The organism is Allorhizobium sp. nf9_anc, assembly GCF_056323085.1.
In genome coordinates this window covers 3,261,302-3,277,613 of the sequence record NZ_CM150481.1, presented here as the reverse complement: position 1 = coordinate 3,277,613, position 16,312 = coordinate 3,261,302, and the positions used below count along the sequence as shown (strand labels likewise).

Below are 16,312 nucleotides of genomic sequence, written 5' to 3'. Positions count from 1 at the left end.
GGATAAAGTCCCATGGCAGAGACACCAACCAGCCAGCCGGTTTCGAGCGCTCAGATGCGCCGCCAGATGCTGGCCGAATTCTGGTTCTACTTCTCCGAAAACCGCGGTGCCGTGATCGGCCTCGTCGTCTTCGTCGCCCTCGTGCTGATCGCCGTCTTTGCCGACGTGATCGCACCCCATTCGCCATTCGAGCAGTATCGTGAAGCCGTTCTGCTTCCGCCGGCCTGGCTCGAGGGCGGCAATTGGAGCTTCGTGCTCGGCACCGATCCGGTCGGCCGCGACATTCTCTCGCGCCTGATCTACGGGTCCCAGTACTCGCTCTTCATCGGCGTCTTCGTCACCACGCTGTCGCTGACGACTGGCATCGCGATCGGCGTCATTGCCGGTTACTACGGTGGCTGGCTCGACACGGCGATCATGCGCCTGATGGACATCATCCTGGCCTTCCCGTCGCTGCTGCTGGCACTTGTGCTCGTCGCGATCCTGGGACCAGGCCTCACAAACGGCATGATCGCAATCGCGCTCGTCCTGCAGCCGCATTTCGTCCGCCTGACCCGCGCTGCAGTGATGTCGGAAAAGACGCGTGACTATGTGACGGCGGCACGGCTTGCCGGTGCAAGCCCGCTTCGCCTGATGTTCAAGACGATCCTGCCGAATTGCATGGCACCGCTGATCGTACAGGCGACGCTGTCCTTCTCCAACGCGATCCTTGACGCAGCCGCTCTCGGCTTCCTCGGGATGGGCGCCCAGCCGCCGGCTCCGGAGTGGGGCACGATGCTCGCCGAAGCGCGCGAATTCATCCTGCGCGCCTGGTGGGTTGTCACCTTCCCGGGTCTTGCCATCCTGATCACCGTGCTCGCCATCAACCTCATGGGTGACGGCCTGCGCGATGCGCTTGATCCCAAGCTGAAGAGGTCCTGATCATGGCACTTCTCGATATCCAGAACCTCACCGTCCAGTTCGAGACGGCCAGCGGTTGGTTCAAGGCGGTCGACGGCGTCTCGCTGTCGGTCGAGCCGGGCGAAGTTCTCGCCATCGTCGGCGAAAGCGGCTCCGGCAAGTCGGTTGCCATGCTCGCCGTCATGGGCCTTCTGCCCTGGACTGCGAAGATTACCGCCGACAAGATGGAATTCCAGGGCCGCGACATCCAGAAGATCTCGGCCGCCGAACGGCGCAAGCTGATCGGCAAGGATGTCGCCATGATCTTCCAGGAGCCGGTCGCAAGCCTCAATCCTTGCTTCACCGTCGGCTTCCAGATCGAGGAAGTCCTGCGCCTGCACATGGGCCTCGGCAAGAAGGAGCGACACGAGCGCGCCATCGAGCTTTTCAAGCTGGTCGGCCTGCCCGATCCGGCGGAGCGCCTCAACCACTTCCCGCACCAGATGTCGGGTGGCCAGTGCCAGCGCGTGATGATCGCCATCGCGATCGCCTGCAATCCGAAGCTACTGATCGCCGACGAGCCGACCACCGCGCTCGACGTGACGATCCAGAAGCAGATCCTCGATCTCTTGATGAAGCTCCAGGCCGAGACCGGCATGGGCCTCATCATGATCACCCACGACATGGGCGTGGTGGCCGAGACCGCCGACCGCGTCATCGTCCAGTATAAGGGCAAGAAGATGGAGGAAGCCGACGTGCTCTCGCTCTTCGAAAACCCGAAGAACCCCTACACCCGCGCGCTGCTTTCCGCACTTCCGGAAAACGCCACCGGCGACCGCCTGACCACGGTCTCCGACTTCCTGGCCGCCGCTGAAACGGGAGGTGCCGCATGACCGCCGCAACCCAAACCCCGATGCTCGAGATCCGGGACATCAAGCGCGACTACAGCGTGCCGCAGGGCATGTTCAAGCAGGACAAGATCGTCCATGCGGTGAAGGGCGTCTCTTTCAAGCTCGACAAGGGCAAGACGCTCGCCATCGTCGGCGAAAGCGGCTGCGGCAAGTCGACCCTTGCCCGCATCCTGACCTTCATCGACGAACCGACGGCAGGTGAACTGCTGATCGATGGCCAGAAGGTGGATACCCGTCCGGGCCACCTGACAGCCGACATGCGCCAGAAGGTGCAGATCGTCTTCCAGAACCCCTATGGCTCGCTCAACCCGCGCCAGAAGATCGGTGACGTGCTCGGCGAGCCGCTTCTCATCAACACCAAGATGAGCGCTGCCGAACGGCGCGAACGGGCAACCGAAATGCTGATCAAGGTTGGCCTTGGTCCGGAGCACTACAACCGCTATCCGCACATGTTCTCCGGCGGCCAGCGTCAGCGCATCGCGATCGCCCGTGCCTTGATGCTGAACCCGAAGTTGCTGGTCCTCGACGAGCCGGTGTCTGCACTCGACCTCTCGGTCCAGGCCCAGGTGCTCAACCTGCTCGCCGACCTGCAGGAAGAGTTTGGTCTGACATACGTCTTCATCAGCCACGACCTCTCGGTCGTTCGCTACATCGCCGACGAGGTGATGGTGATGTATTACGGCGAGGCGGTCGAATACGGCACGCGCGATGCGGTCTTCTCCGACCCGCAGCACGAATACACCCGCACGCTGTTCACCGCGACGCCGCGTGCAGACGTGGAATCGATCCGCGCCCGCATGGCAAAGCGCAAGCTGGTCGTAGCCGGCTGACTGAAATGAAAAGGCCGGAGGGAGCGTTTTCGAGACGACTCCCTCTCGCCATCAACCCCGCCTTGACGACTCTACCGCCGCCTCGGCGAGGATGTCGATGAGCTGCCGACGGATGGCGGGTGGGCTCAGCGTATGGTCGGCGTTTTCCAAGAGAATATGCTTCAAGCCCTGAAAGGCACGCTGCCCGGATAGCGATTTGCCGAAATAGAGCTGTTGCTGGTCGAGGCTGCCATCGGTGCGGCATGAGATGAAGGTGACCGGAACCTTCCGCTCCTCCAGTCGCCTCAGGATGCCGAACAACTGGCCGCGCAAGCGTCCGAGTTTGGTCAGTCCTCCGAGATAGGGGGAGACCCCGCGCGAAAGCCTGTCCTTGGCGTGGCTGGCAATATTTCGAGCCGCCTTGGGAACGTCCACATCACCGCTCAGAACACGTTTGTAGGTGCCGAGGCTGAAGGCGCGTCGCTTGTAGTCGCTGAGCGGCCGCGCGCCTGCCATCAACAGCGATTCCACGTCCTCATCGGGATCGAGCACGAGCCGCAGCTGGTTGATCGAGACGATGCCCGCCACCTCCGAATTGGCAGCCCCGGCATACAGAGCCGAATGCGCCCCGCTGCAAATGCCGACGAGAAGGATCGGTGCCTTGCTCATGCTGCGGACATGGCGGATGACGGCCTGCACGTCGTTCAATTGCGTCTCGGAATAGACGACCTGATCGGGCTCGCGCGGGTCGGCGGGGCTTTCGCCGATATTGGAGAGATCGACCCGGAACGTGGCAACGCCCTGATGCGCGAGCGTCCGTGCGGTGTCGACCCAGATGTTGCCCCAGCCGTTATGCGGCGCATAGGCCATGTTGAGCAGAATGATCACGGCACTTTCGGTGCTGGAGGCAGGCTGGCACAAGACACCGAAGAGACGTGGATCGACGATCTCCGCCCGCTCACGAAATGAGGCTGTGCTGAGCACTGGAGGCTCAGTCTCCACCGTATCGGAAGCTCCGGAGACGGCCTCGGACGGTATGGTGCGGCTGGTCCAGTCGCCGATCGTCTCGATGAGCGTCATCGGCATCGGCGATGTGACGACCCCGTCCAGCATGGCGCCATAGCCGATGAAATCCGTGCAGGTGACGGAAGCTCCGGCAGCGCCCAGCGCCTCCGCGAGATCCCTGTCGGCCGCATTTTCCGGCCTGGCCAGAACGAGCACAGGCAGGTTGGGCGAAACGGTATCGGCGGCCACAGTGAAGGCCTTCAGGTCGGCCGCCAGTCGAGGGTCCATGATAAAGGAGGCCAGAACGGTCGAGCCCGGCGGATAACCGAAGTCGATGCCGATACCGTCCTCGATGACCTTTTCCCGAAGTGCCACCTCGCGAAGATAGCGCCGTCCGCTGAGGGCAGAGGCCGCAAGCATATAGCCGGCCAGTCTCTCGTCTTGCCGTCCGGCCTGGAGCGCGACCGCAGCACCGATGCCCATGCCGTAGTAGAGGATCTGCGTGCAGCCTGTCCGCCTGCGCAATTCCGCTGCTGCTCGGACTGCGGCGTTGACCCAGGTCGCAAAAGTCGCTCCCTCGTCGACCGGCAGTGAATCGCCTTCGCCGGGATAGTCGAACCGGATGGAGGGAAATCCCCGGCGGGCGAGGTCGTCTGCGATCAGCCGGTGAAACTTGACCGTACACAGCGCATCGAAGCCCCAGGGCGAGCAGAACACGATCCCAGTCGAACCCGACGCATGGTGCAGATGTGCCATCACGCCGTCCATCGTCACCGCCATGGCAGGAGATAGTCCGGTGCCGTGCAAGAGGCCTGGATTTCCGCGTGCGAGGTCAGATTGCGTCAAGGAGGCTACCATGGGGTCTGATGTCAGAAACGAGCGCGCTCGTACCAGCGCTCACCATGGACAAAACCCCTTAACACATTAGCAAAGCCCGAGCGGAAATTCGTATCTCAACGCCGCCAGATCACGGCGTTGCGTTCCTTCAGGGCAGGTAGCCATGCGAGATCTTCGGGCTGTCGAACACCATGGTAGACCGGATGGTCTTGATCTCCGCCAGCCGATCGAATTCCTGCCAGATCAGCCGCTTGAAGTCGGCCATGTCACGCACGGAGATCTTCAGCAGAAAATCGAAATCTCCCGCCACCGCATGAATTTCGACAACTTCCGACAGCTTGCCGACATGCTCGATAAAGCGCTCGCCGACCTGAGGCGTGGTACGGTCGAGGGTGATTTCCACATAGGCCTGCAAACCGAGCCCCACGCGCGAAGGCTCGATGATCACAGCCTGGCGAATGATGCCACTTGAATAGAGCCGTGCGAGGCGTCGTGACAGTGGTGCAGCTGTAAGGCCTACCTTCTCCGACAGCTCCGCATTGTTCAGGCTCGCGTCGTCGAGCAGGCAGGCAATGATCCTGCGATCGATCTTGTCCAAAGTGATAGCGCCGGCTTCCATCATCTCTCTCATTTGAGCGGTTACGCGCAAATTTCTATCGCATTTTAATGGATAGCCGCAATAACCTAAGCATTGGCATCTGCCCGATGCCGAAATCCGCAGAGACTTTGCGCGCAATTATTGATATCTTCGAGCACAATCGCTCTCCGATGAAGGTTCCCGATGTTCGACAAGCTCGCCTCCCAGCCCAATGACCCGCTGCTTGCCCTGATCGGGCTCTACAATGCCGATGAACGCAGCGACAAGATCGACCTTGGCGTCGGCGTATATCGCGACGATCTCGGCCGCACGCCGGTGATGCGCTCGGTCAAGGCTGCGGAGAAGGAACTCCTGGAGAAACAGGAAAGTAAGTCCTACGTCGCGCCGGAAGGCGACCGGGTGTTTCTTGAGCTGCTCTGGGATCTCGTTGGCGGCAAGGGTCATGGCAAGTTTGCAGCCGGTGTACAGACGCCCGGCGGCTCCGGCGCGCTGCGCCTCGCTTCGGACCTCATTGCACGCGCAGGCAGCGGTCGCCTGCATCTTGGCCTGCCAAGCTGGCCGAACCATGCCGGCATTTTCGGTGCGACTGGCCTTGCAGTCGAAACTTATCCCTACTTCGATGTGCCGACCCAGGATGTGCGTTTTGCCAGCATGATGAAGGCGCTCAGCAGCGCGCCCCGTGGCGATGCTGTGCTTATCCATGCAAGCTGCCACAACCCGACCGGTGCTGCCCTCACCGCGGCACAATGGGATGAACTTGCCGCCGTGATTGCGGAGCGGCGTCTCATACCGTTGATCGATTCCGCCTATCAGGGCTTCGGCGTCGGTATCGAGGAAGACGTCGCCGGCCTGCGCACGATCATTGCGGCCGCACCTGAAGCGCTGATCGCCGTCTCCTGCTCCAAGTCTTTCGGCATCTACCGCGAGCGTACGGGCGCGATCTTCGCCGTCGCCGAGACCCAGGAAGCGGCCGATACTGCCCGCTCCAATCTCGTGACCATGGCCCGCACCAGCTACTCCATGCCGCCTGACCATGGCGCCGCCGTCGTCCGCACGATCCTGTCGACGGAGAGCCTTCGCCAGGATTGGATCGACGAGCTGAACAGCATGCGCGACCGCTTGAACGGCCTGCGCCGCGAGCTGGCGGCAGCACTCGGGGACGGCTGGCAGCTGGCGCCGCAGATCGCCGAACAGCAGGGTATGTTCTCGCTGCTGCCTCTCAAGGAGGCCGATGTCCTGTCATTGCGCAAGCATCACGGCATCTACATGCCGACTTCCGGGCGCATCAACATTGCGGGCCTGAAAAGCGCTGACATCCCGCGCGTTGCCAATGTGCTGAAACCGCTTCTGGGCTGAGATCATGACGACCACCACCGTGAACCAGGCGGGCGCTGAGCGCCATCGCCTCTACGAAGACGTGCTTGCGATGATCTCGGGCACGATGTTAGTATCGCTCGGCACGCTGATCTACACCGAGACCATGCTGACGGTCGGCTCGAGTGCCGGCCTCGCGCTGCTCCTGTCCTATGTCAGCGGCTTGGGTTTCGGCATCATCTTCTTCATCGTCAACCTGCCGTTTTACATCCTTGCGGTAAAGCGCATGGGCTGGGCCTTCACGCTCCGCACCTTCACGGCCGTCGCGCTCGTGTCCGTGCTATCGAAGCTGAACAGCCAGTGGATCGACTTTTCCCATCTCGATCCGCTCTATGCCACCGTCATCGGCGGCGGGCTGATCGGCACGGGTTTGCTGATGCTCTTCCGCCACCGCACCGGCCTCGGCGGCATCAACATCCTCGCCATGTATCTGCAGGAAAAGACGGGGCTGCGCGCCGGTTACTTCCAGCTCGGCGTGGATCTGACGATCCTCGCCATAGCCTTCTTCGTGCTACCTGCCGATCGCTTGGCGCTTTCGGTCCTCGGCGCGGCGATCGCCAACCTGATCCTGGCGATCAACCACAAGCCCGGCCGTTACATGGGGCTCAGCTGAGAGCCCGCTTCAGGTTCATGCCAGTGCTGCGTCCACGATGACGAGTGGGCGCCCTTGCGTGCAGGCTTCGATGCGGGCGTCGACGTGGTAGACGTCTCGAAGCAGGGCAGGGGTGATCACCTCGGTGGTCGACCCGCTCGCGATCAGCCGGCCATCCGCCACCACCAGCGACTGATCGCAATAGCGCATCGCATGGTTCAGGTCGTGGAGAGCGATGAGGACGGCGATCCCACTTTCCTCCGCGAGCTTGCGCATGAACTGCAACACCTCGATCTGGCGGAAGAGATCGAGCGCTGAAGTCGGCTCGTCCATCAGCAGAATTTCCGGCTTGCGCACCAGGGCCTGGGCGATTGCCACCAGCTGCCGCTGGCCTCCCGACAATTCGCCAAGGTCGCGAAAAGCGAGATCAGTGATGCGAAGCGCGTGCAGGATCCGGTCGATCTCGAGCAGCTCATCATCGGCGACCTTCCAGCCGGAACCCTGCTTGGAAGCGAGCAGCACGCTCTCATAGACGGTGAGCACGGCATTCGCGCCGGTGTCCTGCGGCATGTAACAGATCGGCCGCAGGCTCTCCTCGCCGCTCACATGCACGACGCCGTCGCCCTTCAACAATCCGGCAATGCGCTTGAACAGGGTGGACTTCCCCGCCGCATTGGGGCCGATCACGGCGGTGAGTGCCCCACCTGCGATGTCCGAGGTCGTGATCTCGGAAAACACCCGGTGCCGGCCATACTGTGCGCCGACTGCTTCGAGCCTGAGGGCTACCATGCGCGCCTCCTGTTGGTGAAGATGAGGGAGAAGAAGAAGGGCACGCCGACCAGTGCCGTGATCACGCCGATCGGCAGGATGGCACCGGGGATCAGCATCTTCGAGACAACCGAAGTGACGGACAGAAGCAGCGCGCCGCAAATCACCGAACCGGGCAGGAAGAAGCGCTGGTCCTCACCGACCAGCATGCGGGCGATATGCGGACCGACAAGTCCGATGAAGCCGATGGTGCCGACGAAGGAAACGGGGATCGCCGCCAGGAGGCTGACGAGCATCATGGTCTCAAGCCGCAAGCCCTTGACGTTGACGCCGAAGGAAGCCGCCTTGTCGTCACCGAGGCGAAGCGCCGTCAGCGCCCAGGCGCGACGGGCAAAGAGCGGTACGCAGAGCACCAGCACGGCAAATGTCACCGCCACCTTGGCCCAGGTCGCCTTGGTGAGCGAGCCCATGGTCCAGAAGACAACGGCGGCCAGCGCCTGTTCGGAGGCCAGATATTCGAGCAGCGACAGAAGCGCGTTGAAGGTGAAAACGAGCGCGATGCCAAGCAGCACGATCGTCTCGACCGTCACGCCGCGCAGCGTCGAGACGCTGTAGATGAACAGCGAGGCGAGCATGGCCATCAGGAACGCATTGATCGGCACCATATATTGCACGGCGGCGGGGAAGACCGCGACGCCGGCGACGAGGCCAAGGGCTGCTCCAAAACCGGCGGCGGCCGAGATGCCCAGTGTGAACGGGCTTGCCAGTGGATTGGCGAGAATCGTCTGCATCTGCGCGCCGGCCAAGGACAGGCAGGCACCGACCGTCACGGCCATCAGCGCGATTGGCATCCGGATGTCCCAGATGACCACGCGCAGCTGGTTGCTGGCGCCAGCCGGGTTCCAGATGGTCGAGATGACCTCGGAAAGGCTATAGCGCGCCGGACCATAAGCCATGTCGACGGCGATGCTGACCAGCAAGGCCAGGACGAGTAAGCAGAGGATGCCTGTACGGCGCGCGGCGATAGCACGGTAACGCGTGCGTCCCTCTGTCATGTCTGTGCCTTCGAGGGTGACCGCCATCAGTTTGTCTCCTCGACCAGGCTGGCGAAGTAGCCCGGCTGGTAGGAGACCGGCAGGAACTTTTCGTGGAAGTCGCGGAAGGTCTGGTCCGGATCCAGGTCGGCGAAGAGATCCGGGTGGAACCATTTGGCAAACTGCTGGACTGCCACGAACTCGTAGGGCACGCCGTAGAACTGATGCCAGACGGCATGCACATTGCCGGTCTTCACCGCCTTCAGTTCGGCAAAGCCTGTGCGTTCCATCAGGGACTTCAGCTTCTCGCGTGCAGCTGCTGGATCGGCGCCGCGACCGACATGCACGAAACGGTTCGTCTTGGACTCGGCTGCCCAGTTCGACCCGGTAGCGATGTAGACATCCGGATTTTCGATGATCAGTTTCTCGAGATTGAGATCACCGAAAGTGGTCTTGATCACGTCGGCAGCGATGTTGTGTCCGCCTGCCTGCTCGACCATCTCGCCAAAATTGAAGGGGCCGAAGCTGCGGCAGCAACCGTTCTCCGCATCATTCCCCGGCGCCCGCTCGATGAAGACCTTGGGGCGGACGAGATCTGCGACCGTCGCCAGCCGATCGGTGACCCGCGCCAGCTGCTCGCGACGGTAGGCAATCAGCTCGCTGGCCCTGTCTTCGGCGCCAAAGACCTGGCCAAGGATGCGGATGCTGTTTTCGCTGTTCTTCGCCGCATCGACGCGAAAATCGACATAGACGATGGCAATACCGGCGGCGGCGGCCTTCTCCTCGATGCCGCTCTCGACGGCCACCTTCTGGGATTCCAGATTGAGCGTGATCACGTCGGGGCTAAGCGCAATCGCAGCTTCAAGGTCGAAGGTGTTGTTGGGCACATAACCGAAGCGCGGGAGTGTGGCGAGCGCGGAAAAGCGCTCCACATAGGCCTCGTAACTGTCGGGATCCTTGGTGAAGAAGTCGTCGCGCCATCCGACGATATGATCGAGCAGGTGCTCGCCTGTCAGCGCCGCGATTGTATGGATCTGCCTGGCTTCGCCGACCAGCACGCGCTTGGCCGGCAGGTTGATCTCCACCTTGCGGCCCGCAATATCGGTGATTTCTGCCGCCAGCAGAGGCGATACCAGAACGGTCGAAAGGGCGATCAACGCCCCGAAAAACTTGGTCAGCATCAAAATGTAATCCTCGAAAGAGGACCGGCACCCACTCGTTGAAGGGGTACCGGTCGCTTGGTCGGTCAGGATCCGGCCTTCAGCGAGGCGAAGTAGCCCGGCTTGTATTCGACCGGCAGGAAGCGCTCATGCATTTCCTTGAAGGTGGCGTCCGCATCGAGATCCTTGAAGAGATCCGGGTGCAGCCACTTGGCGATCTGCTGGACGGCAACGAACTGGTAGGGGCTATTGTAGAACTGGTGCCAGATGGCATGGACGTTTCCGTCCTTCACCGCCTTGATGTCAGTAAATCCGGGGCGCTTCATCAGTTCGGAGAGCTTGCGTTCAGCCTCTGCCTTGTCAGCGCCCGGACCCACGCCGATCCACTTGCCGCCCGGAACGTAAAGCTCCCAGTTGGAACCGGTCACGATGACCTGGTCGGGATTGGAGGCGATGATCTGCTCAGGATTGACGGTGCCGAAGGTGCCCGGAATGAAGTCCTTGGCCATGTTCACGCCGCCGGCGAGTTCGACCATCTTGCCGAAGTTCTCGTTGCCGAAGGACATGCAGCAATCGTCGGAATAGCCACCGGCGCGTTCCATGAAGACGACAGGCTTCTTCAGGTCAGACTGCTTGGCCAGAACGTCGGTGACCTTGGCGATCTGTTCGTCATGGAACTTCACGAATTCCTCGGCGCGCTCTTCCTCGCCGAACAGCTTGCCGATGATCCGCATGGAATCGTCGGTGTTCTCCATCGGCTTCTCGCGGAAGTCGATATAGACGAGCGGAATGCCGACGGCAGCCAGCTTTTCGATATAGCCGCTTTCCTCGGTCGCCGACTTCGCTTCCGTGTTCATGATGATGACGTCAGGCTTCAGCGCCACCGCCTGCTCGATGTCGAAGGTACCGTCCTTCATCCCGCCGAAGGTCGGGATCTTCTCCATCTCCGGATACTTCTTCAGATAGATGTTGTAGCCGTCGAGATCGGCCTTCTTGAAGTCGTCGCGCCAGCCGATGACGCGGCCGAAGGGATTGTCGGTATCGAGCGCTGCGGTGAAATAGATCTGGCGACCTTCACCCAGGATGACGCGTTCTACCGGAACGCTCACTTCGACTTCACGACCGGTGATGTCCTTGATTTTCACCGTCTCGCCGGCCAGCGCGACGCCTGAAAAAAGGGCGAGCGAAATCGCGGCGGCGGACGCCACCTTCTCCATTTTGAACACGATCAGTTCTCCTGCTTGTGATTATGACGTGATCTAGATTTTTATGACTTTAACAGTCAAGAATTATCTTTTAGAAGTGTTCCAGCCTCTCCGCCCCGATCCGAAAGAACACGAAAATGCAGGCCGTTAGCTCCCTTTCCAACCATGACCTTCGCGACGAAATCAAAGCCTACTGGTCGCTCCGCGCCGAGACATTCGACACCCAGCCAGGTCATGAGATCTTTTCCGAAGAGGAGAGGGCTGCCTGGCACGCCCTGTTCCGCAAGCATTTGGGAGAAGGAAAATCGCGAGCGGCCCTCGATCTCGCCTGTGGCACGGCCGTCATTTCCCATCTGCTCGACGACCTTGGCTTCAAGGTGACTGGCCTCGATTGGGCGGAGCCCATGCTTGAGCGGGCGCGTATGAAGGCTGTGGCTCGCGGCCGAAATATCCGCTTTCTCATGGGCGACGCTGAGCGCACGATGGAGGCGGATGGCTCCTATGATGTGATCACCAATCGCCACCTTGTCTGGACGCTCGTCGATCCTCTCGCTTGCTTCCGGGAATGGCACCGCGTGTTGAAGACGGGCGGCAAGCTGTTGATCGTCGACGGCGACTTCGTCAACACGTCCAGGCTCACCCGCTTGCTCAAGGCAGCGACGAGGTTCGCAAGCCGTATTGGCCTTGCCCGCGATGCCATGCATGGCGCGCCCAATGCCGATATGGCAGAGACCCACAACCGGATCCTGTCCCGGGTGCATTTCTCCGGCGGTGCCCATGCCGATGCGGTCGCAGATCTGCTCAAGGAAGCCGGCTTCTCCAAGGTCACGATCGATCAGGACATGCGGGCGATCCATAAAGCCCAACGCAAGAACTTCTCTTTCTTCAAGGGACTGGAGCGCGGCACGCAGCACCGCTACGCGATCTGCGCGGAGAAGTGATCGGAACCTTGGGTGCCTTTGACCGACGGTAGATTTTCATGGTCGCCCCGGCGTGGTCGCAGGTGCCTGCCAGCGCGTGGATTTACACACGCCCGCAACTGATATACTAGTATCTCAGTTGCGGGAGGACGCATGTCGGAACAGAATGTCAGAGGCTTGAAAACCAGGGCGGTTCCGGCAGAGCACCAGCGCGGCAGGACCCGCGCCGGCAGAGCTGCGACGCAAATCCATGCGACATTGCGGGACGAAATCGTCTGCATGAAATTCAAGCCGCTCGACATGCTGAATGAAAAACAGCTCGGGCAACGCTTCGGCGTTAGCCGCACGCCGGTGCGCGAGGCTCTTCTTCGCCTGGCGGACGAGGGCTTGGTGGAGATCTATCCCCAGTCGGGAACCTTTGTGTCCCGCATCCCGCGCCGGGCGCTTTACGAGGCGATCCTCATCCGCCGGGCGCTCGAGGCAACCACGGTGTCTCTCGCAATCGTTGCGATGAAAGAGAATGATCGGCTATCGGAGCTTGAGGACAACCAGGCATCCCTGGTGAAGGCGGCTGAAGCCAACGACATTGCGGGCTTCCATCAGATCGATACCGAATTCCATCAGCTGATCGCCGAGATCGCCGGCTATCCCGGGATCTGGGCAGTCGTCGCGCAGGTCAAGGTCCAGATCGACCGCTATCGCTATTTCACCCTGCCGCAGAAGGGCCGCCTTGGCATCGTGATCGCCGAGCATGCGGCGATCATCGACGGCATCCGTCGCCGGGATGACGGTGCGGCCGTTCTGGCGATGACCCAGCATGTCGGACGCCTCACCGAGGAGCTTGAAGACATCGAGCACCTCGACCCCAACCTCTTTCTCGACCTCTAGAGCGCACACCTTGCGACATATTCCGGGAGTTGCACCATGAAGCCAAACTTCGACCTTTCCGGCCGCACGGCCATCGTCACCGGTGCCAATACCGGCATCGGTCAGGCCATTGCCGTGTCGCTGGCAAGCGCCGGAGCGGCTGTTCTCGGCGTGGGTCGATCAAGCATGGCTGAAACGGAGGCGCAGATCGCTGATGTCGGTGGGCGCTTCGCGTCCTTCTCCGCCGATCTCTCGACGATCGAGCCCGTTGACGCCATTGTTGACGCTGCTGCCGACGCGTTCGGATCCGTGGACATCCTGGTCAACAATGCCGGCATCATCCGCCGTGCCGATGCCATCGATTTCACCGAGGCGGATTGGGATGCGGTCATGGACGTCAATCTCAAGACCGCGTTCTTCCTGTCCCAGGCCGTGGCGAAGCGCATGATCCCGAACGGCCAAGGCAAGATCATCAACATCGCATCCATGCTCTCCTTCCAGGGCGGCATCCGGATTCCGTCCTACACCGCCTCCAAGAGTGGCCTTGCGGGTTTGACCCGGCTGCTTGCCTGCGAATGGGCAGGCAAGGGCATCAATGTGAACGCGATTGCCCCAGGCTATTTTGTCACGAACAACACGACGGCCCTGCGCGAGGATGCCAAGCGCTCGAGCGATATCCTCGCGCGCATCCCCGCCGGCCGCTGGGGAGACCCGCAGGAGCTCGGCGGCGCGGCCGTCTTCCTGGCATCGGATGCAGCTGCATATGTTCATGGCACGATCCTGCCCGTCGACGGCGGCTGGCTGGCGCGTTAAGCAGAATCAGAAGGACAGGAGGGGGGAAGGCATGGGACGGATCGTATCGATTGGCGAATGCATGGGGGAGCTGTCGGAAACCGGCACGCCCGGAACCCTCAATATGGGCTTTGCCGGTGACACGCTGAATACGGCCTATTATCTGCGCCGCAGCCTGGGGCCGGATTGGCAGGTGGATTATGTCACCGCCGTCGGTACCGACGGTCTCTCTCAGCGTATGCTGGAATTTCTGAAGGCCGAAGATATCGGTACCCACCATATCGCCCAGCTCGCCGACAAGACGATCGGCCTTTATTACATCACCCTGAAGGACGGTGAGCGCAGCTTCACTTATTGGCGGAGCGACAGCGCCGCGAAGAAGCTTGCGAGCGATCCCGCAGCCCTTGCCCGCGCACTGGACGGGGCCGATCTGGCCTACTGGTCCGGCATCACGCTGGCCATCCTGTCAAACCAGGATCGCCTCGCCCTGATCGAGGCTTTGAGCCAGTTCGCTGGTCGCGGGGGCACAGTCGTATTCGATCCCAATCTGCGGCCGCGGCTTTGGGATAATCCGGAGAGCATGCGCGGCTGGATCCACCGTGCGGCGGCAGTCAGTGACCTTTGCCTTCCCTCCTTCGAAGATGAGGCGACCTGGTTCGGCGATGCCGATCCTCAATCCACGATCAAACGCTATCTGGCAGAGGGTGCGCGGCGAGTGGTTGTGAAGAATGGGGCGGGTGACGTGACCTATTCGGGCAGCAATGGCGAAATATCCACATCTGCCGTCCCGCCCGTCGAGCACATCGTCGACACGACGGCGGCTGGCGACAGCTTTAATGCGGGCTATCTGGCTGCTGAACTCGCCGGCGGGTCGGTCAAGGATGCGATTGCGGCCGGGGCGAGATTGGCAGCGAACGTCATCGGCGCGCGCGGCGCGTTGGTCCCGGACGCAGTCAGGCCGTCGTAATGGCCCAACGATGCGTCAGATCGGGGCTCCACCGCCAAACAGCGTGAAATAGCCCCAGGCTGCCACGAGTGCTGCGGCGATGCCGACCCAGGTGAGGGCTTTCCGGGCCGTCGGCGAGACCGTCATTCTCGGCTTCGGCGGCTTTTCCTCGGGTGGACGCTCGAATTTGATGACGTTCGACATTCAGGTTTCTCTCATGCTGCTTTCGGGCGCTTCATCAGCTTCCTGCCACGATCGCGGGGCCGCGACAAGTCTGCTCAATCGGCCGCCACCGTTCTCTGCATCAAGAACAATTCGACGGCGCTACACGCCCTCGCAGACGCCAGCTGTGTTGACTTGCCGCAGGGTTGCGCCTGTCTAATACCAATGTGTCAATTGGCACTTGTCGACCGCCCCCGGCGCCGTTAGCGTTCTTTGGCAGGCGAAGAAGGCGTTACGGCCCAGACGTCGATAGCCCTTCGCAGACGGCATGATGGACGCGACTAGACTGACATGAGAAGCTTTCTTGAACCTTCCGCCCAGGCTGAAGCGAACCAAGGCCAGGATGGGGATCTGTATGCGACGGCTCGCAGAGTTTCCGGCGTCTCATCGGCTCACTTCCTGAAACTGCTGGAAGAGCGCGGCACCACCGGATTTTGGACCTGCGATCTCCTCACGGGGCAATGCACGAGCAGCCCGGGGCTCCTGCGAGTGATGGGCCTGGAGACGCCGCAACCCTTCCGGATGCAGGATCTTCTCGATCAGGTTCACCCCGAAGACAGATCGCGCTGCGAGGACCTCTGGCCCCTCATTCGTTCAGGCGTGCCGGTCAACCGCAATTTCCGGATCATTCGTGGCGATCGAACGGTCCGCTGGGTCGAGTTTCGTTCGGAAGTCGTGCTCGATGCCGACCAGCGCCCCGTGCGGGCCATCGGCTTGCTGCAGGATGTCTCGCAGGAGCATGAGAACAGCCAGGCGCTGGATGAGAGCCTCGGGCGTTACCGGGCGCTAATCGGCGCCGTCGCGACCATGGAATGGCGGGCAACTGCCAGCGGCGAACCCGTGTTTTCGAATGGTTGGACGGCACTGACGGGCCAGCGGGAATCCGAGTTTTTGAACGGCAACTGGCTAAGCGCCATTCATCCGGACGATCGGGAGCCGATGATGGCGGCTTGGCAATATGCCGTGGCCAATCTCACGCCCTATGAGGCCGACCAGCGGATACGCAAGGCCGATGGCGAGTATGAGTGGTTTCACGCCCGCGCAGTTCCGATCCTGCACAAGAGCGGCCGCCCGCACGAGTGGCTGGGCATGATCATCGACCACCGCGAGTTCAAGAGACTGGCGAATGGAAAACCCGCCGTCGGCGCAACGCTCACGCCGATGCAGATCCGTGCCGGTCGCGCCATGCTGCAATGGACGCTGGACGATCTCTCCCGGGAATCCGGCGTGTCCGTCTCCTCGATCCGCCGTATCGAGGGTGAAGGGGAGCGCTCCACGCGCCCCACCTCGCTTTCGGCGATCCGCCAGGCGCTCGAACGCCACGGCCTGATCTTCTCGGATGGCAATGGCATTTCGATGGGCCCAGCCTGATCATTCGCATGAACTGGCCGGC

The 16,312-nt window shown here is 61.7% G+C and carries 17 protein-coding genes; 10 read left to right on the top strand and 7 right to left on the bottom strand.

Annotated elements, in window-relative coordinates; translation table 11 throughout:
- The first annotated feature begins 12 nt into the window (after positions 1-12).
- Genes AC02Y0_RS16015 through AC02Y0_RS16005 form a run of 3 tightly spaced genes read left to right on the top strand, consistent with a single transcriptional unit; the run spans position 13 to position 2,620 of the window.
- Entirely contained in the window at positions 13-921 is a 909-nt protein-coding gene (locus AC02Y0_RS16015) for an ABC transporter permease subunit (RefSeq protein ID WP_102019045.1), read from the top strand.
- Between the two features lie 2 nt (positions 922-923).
- On the top strand, positions 924-1,772 hold the full coding sequence (locus AC02Y0_RS16010; protein WP_444559334.1) for an ABC transporter ATP-binding protein: 849 nt from the start codon (positions 924-926) through the stop codon (positions 1,770-1,772).
- Complete coding sequence (locus AC02Y0_RS16005; protein WP_476379857.1) at positions 1,769-2,620, top strand: dipeptide ABC transporter ATP-binding protein; 852 nt, start codon at positions 1,769-1,771, stop codon at positions 2,618-2,620. The genes AC02Y0_RS16010 and AC02Y0_RS16005 overlap by 4 nt, the downstream gene beginning before the upstream one ends.
- A 51-nt stretch (positions 2,621-2,671) precedes the next feature.
- On the opposite strand, the gene AC02Y0_RS16000 is transcribed toward AC02Y0_RS16005, so the two are convergent.
- Both AC02Y0_RS16000 and AC02Y0_RS15995 read right to left on the bottom strand, forming a co-directional pair.
- Entirely contained in the window at positions 2,672-4,384 is a 1,713-nt protein-coding gene (locus AC02Y0_RS16000) for an alpha/beta hydrolase (protein WP_476379856.1), read from the bottom strand.
- Positions 4,385-4,589: 205 nt separating this feature from the next.
- Entirely contained in the window at positions 4,590-5,060 is a 471-nt protein-coding gene (locus tag AC02Y0_RS15995; RefSeq protein ID WP_102019049.1) for an Lrp/AsnC family transcriptional regulator, read from the bottom strand.
- 162 nt (positions 5,061-5,222) lie between these two features.
- On the opposite strand from AC02Y0_RS15995, the gene AC02Y0_RS15990 reads away from it, so the two are divergent.
- Together AC02Y0_RS15990 and AC02Y0_RS15985 are read left to right on the top strand one after the other, a co-directional pair.
- On the top strand, positions 5,223-6,395 hold the full coding sequence (locus AC02Y0_RS15990) for an amino acid aminotransferase (protein WP_444559338.1): 1,173 nt from the start codon (positions 5,223-5,225) through the stop codon (positions 6,393-6,395).
- A gap of 4 nt (positions 6,396-6,399) precedes the next feature.
- On the top strand, positions 6,400-7,026 hold the full coding sequence (locus AC02Y0_RS15985; RefSeq protein WP_476379854.1) for a DUF6198 family protein: 627 nt from the start codon (positions 6,400-6,402) through the stop codon (positions 7,024-7,026).
- A 15-nt stretch (positions 7,027-7,041) separates the two neighbouring features.
- Here the strand turns inward: AC02Y0_RS15985 and AC02Y0_RS15980 are convergent, their stop codons facing one another.
- The 4 genes from AC02Y0_RS15980 to AC02Y0_RS15965 all read right to left on the bottom strand — a co-directional run bounded on the left by AC02Y0_RS15980 (position 7,042) and on the right by AC02Y0_RS15965 (position 11,184).
- Positions 7,042-7,794 (bottom strand): ABC transporter ATP-binding protein, encoded by a 753-nt coding sequence (locus tag AC02Y0_RS15980; protein ID WP_476379852.1) that lies wholly within the window; start codon positions 7,792-7,794, stop codon positions 7,042-7,044.
- Complete coding sequence (locus tag AC02Y0_RS15975; RefSeq protein WP_476379851.1) at positions 7,788-8,855, bottom strand: FecCD family ABC transporter permease; 1,068 nt, start codon at positions 8,853-8,855, stop codon at positions 7,788-7,790. The genes AC02Y0_RS15980 and AC02Y0_RS15975 overlap by 7 nt, the downstream gene beginning before the upstream one ends.
- A complete protein-coding gene (locus tag AC02Y0_RS15970; protein ID WP_476379850.1) occupies positions 8,855-9,988 on the bottom strand; it encodes an ABC transporter substrate-binding protein in 1,134 nt (377 codons plus the stop codon). Before AC02Y0_RS15970 ends, AC02Y0_RS15975 begins: the two co-directional genes overlap by 1 nt.
- Positions 9,989-10,053: 65 nt before the next feature.
- On the bottom strand, positions 10,054-11,184 hold the full coding sequence (locus tag AC02Y0_RS15965) for an ABC transporter substrate-binding protein (RefSeq protein ID WP_476384057.1): 1,131 nt from the start codon (positions 11,182-11,184) through the stop codon (positions 10,054-10,056).
- Between the two features lie 125 nt (positions 11,185-11,309).
- Between AC02Y0_RS15965 and AC02Y0_RS15960 the strand changes: the two genes are divergently transcribed.
- From AC02Y0_RS15960 to AC02Y0_RS15945, 4 genes are all read left to right on the top strand, one after another.
- A complete protein-coding gene (locus AC02Y0_RS15960) occupies positions 11,310-12,113 on the top strand; it encodes a class I SAM-dependent methyltransferase (RefSeq protein WP_476379848.1) in 804 nt (267 codons plus the stop codon).
- A gap of 132 nt (positions 12,114-12,245) precedes the next feature.
- Positions 12,246-12,980, top strand: coding sequence for a GntR family transcriptional regulator (locus tag AC02Y0_RS15955; protein ID WP_476379847.1), 735 nt, complete (start codon positions 12,246-12,248; stop codon positions 12,978-12,980).
- A gap of 36 nt (positions 12,981-13,016) precedes the next feature.
- Complete coding sequence (kduD, locus tag AC02Y0_RS15950) at positions 13,017-13,772, top strand: 2-dehydro-3-deoxy-D-gluconate 5-dehydrogenase KduD (RefSeq protein ID WP_476379846.1); 756 nt, start codon at positions 13,017-13,019, stop codon at positions 13,770-13,772.
- 31 nt (positions 13,773-13,803) lie between these two features.
- Entirely contained in the window at positions 13,804-14,718 is a 915-nt protein-coding gene (locus AC02Y0_RS15945; RefSeq protein ID WP_476379845.1) for a sugar kinase, read from the top strand.
- Positions 14,719-14,733: 15 nt separating this feature from the next.
- Here AC02Y0_RS15945 and AC02Y0_RS15940 read toward each other — a convergent pair whose 3' ends face one another.
- A complete protein-coding gene (locus AC02Y0_RS15940; protein ID WP_476379844.1) occupies positions 14,734-14,901 on the bottom strand; it encodes a hypothetical protein in 168 nt (55 codons plus the stop codon).
- A gap of 309 nt (positions 14,902-15,210) precedes the next feature.
- On the opposite strand from AC02Y0_RS15940, the gene AC02Y0_RS15935 reads away from it, so the two are divergent.
- Positions 15,211-16,290: a PAS domain-containing protein gene (locus tag AC02Y0_RS15935; RefSeq protein ID WP_476379843.1), complete on the top strand. Its 1,080-nt coding sequence runs from the start codon at positions 15,211-15,213 to the stop codon at positions 16,288-16,290.
- The last annotated feature ends 22 nt before the right edge of the window (positions 16,291-16,312 follow it).

Bases quoted from the DNA above. Each gene is read 5' to 3' on its own strand.
- AC02Y0_RS16015 (WP_102019045.1), top strand. From the start codon at position 13: ATGGCAGAGACACCAACCAGCCAGCCGGTTTCGAGCGCTCAGATGCGC.
- AC02Y0_RS16010 (WP_444559334.1), top strand. From the start codon at position 924: ATGGCACTTCTCGATATCCAGAACCTCACCGTCCAGTTCGAGACGGCC.
- AC02Y0_RS16005 (WP_476379857.1), top strand. From the start codon at position 1,769: ATGACCGCCGCAACCCAAACCCCGATGCTCGAGATCCGGGACATCAAG.
- AC02Y0_RS16000 (WP_476379856.1), bottom strand. From the start codon at position 4,384: ATGGCGGTGACGATGGACGGCGTGATGGCACATCTGCACCATGCGTCG.
- AC02Y0_RS15995 (WP_102019049.1), bottom strand. From the start codon at position 5,060: ATGGAAGCCGGCGCTATCACTTTGGACAAGATCGATCGCAGGATCATT.
- AC02Y0_RS15990 (WP_444559338.1), top strand. From the start codon at position 5,223: ATGTTCGACAAGCTCGCCTCCCAGCCCAATGACCCGCTGCTTGCCCTG.
- AC02Y0_RS15985 (WP_476379854.1), top strand. From the start codon at position 6,400: ATGACGACCACCACCGTGAACCAGGCGGGCGCTGAGCGCCATCGCCTC.
- AC02Y0_RS15980 (WP_476379852.1), bottom strand. From the start codon at position 7,794: ATGGTAGCCCTCAGGCTCGAAGCAGTCGGCGCACAGTATGGCCGGCAC.
- AC02Y0_RS15975 (WP_476379851.1), bottom strand. From the start codon at position 8,855: ATGGCGGTCACCCTCGAAGGCACAGACATGACAGAGGGACGCACGCGT.
- AC02Y0_RS15970 (WP_476379850.1), bottom strand. From the start codon at position 9,988: ATGCTGACCAAGTTTTTCGGGGCGTTGATCGCCCTTTCGACCGTTCTG.
- AC02Y0_RS15965 (WP_476384057.1), bottom strand. From the start codon at position 11,184: ATGGAGAAGGTGGCGTCCGCCGCCGCGATTTCGCTCGCCCTTTTTTCA.
- AC02Y0_RS15960 (WP_476379848.1), top strand. From the start codon at position 11,310: ATGCAGGCCGTTAGCTCCCTTTCCAACCATGACCTTCGCGACGAAATC.
- AC02Y0_RS15955 (WP_476379847.1), top strand. From the start codon at position 12,246: ATGTCGGAACAGAATGTCAGAGGCTTGAAAACCAGGGCGGTTCCGGCA.
- kduD (WP_476379846.1), top strand. From the start codon at position 13,017: ATGAAGCCAAACTTCGACCTTTCCGGCCGCACGGCCATCGTCACCGGT.
- AC02Y0_RS15945 (WP_476379845.1), top strand. From the start codon at position 13,804: ATGGGACGGATCGTATCGATTGGCGAATGCATGGGGGAGCTGTCGGAA.
- AC02Y0_RS15940 (WP_476379844.1), bottom strand. From the start codon at position 14,901: ATGTCGAACGTCATCAAATTCGAGCGTCCACCCGAGGAAAAGCCGCCG.
- AC02Y0_RS15935 (WP_476379843.1), top strand. From the start codon at position 15,211: ATGAGAAGCTTTCTTGAACCTTCCGCCCAGGCTGAAGCGAACCAAGGC.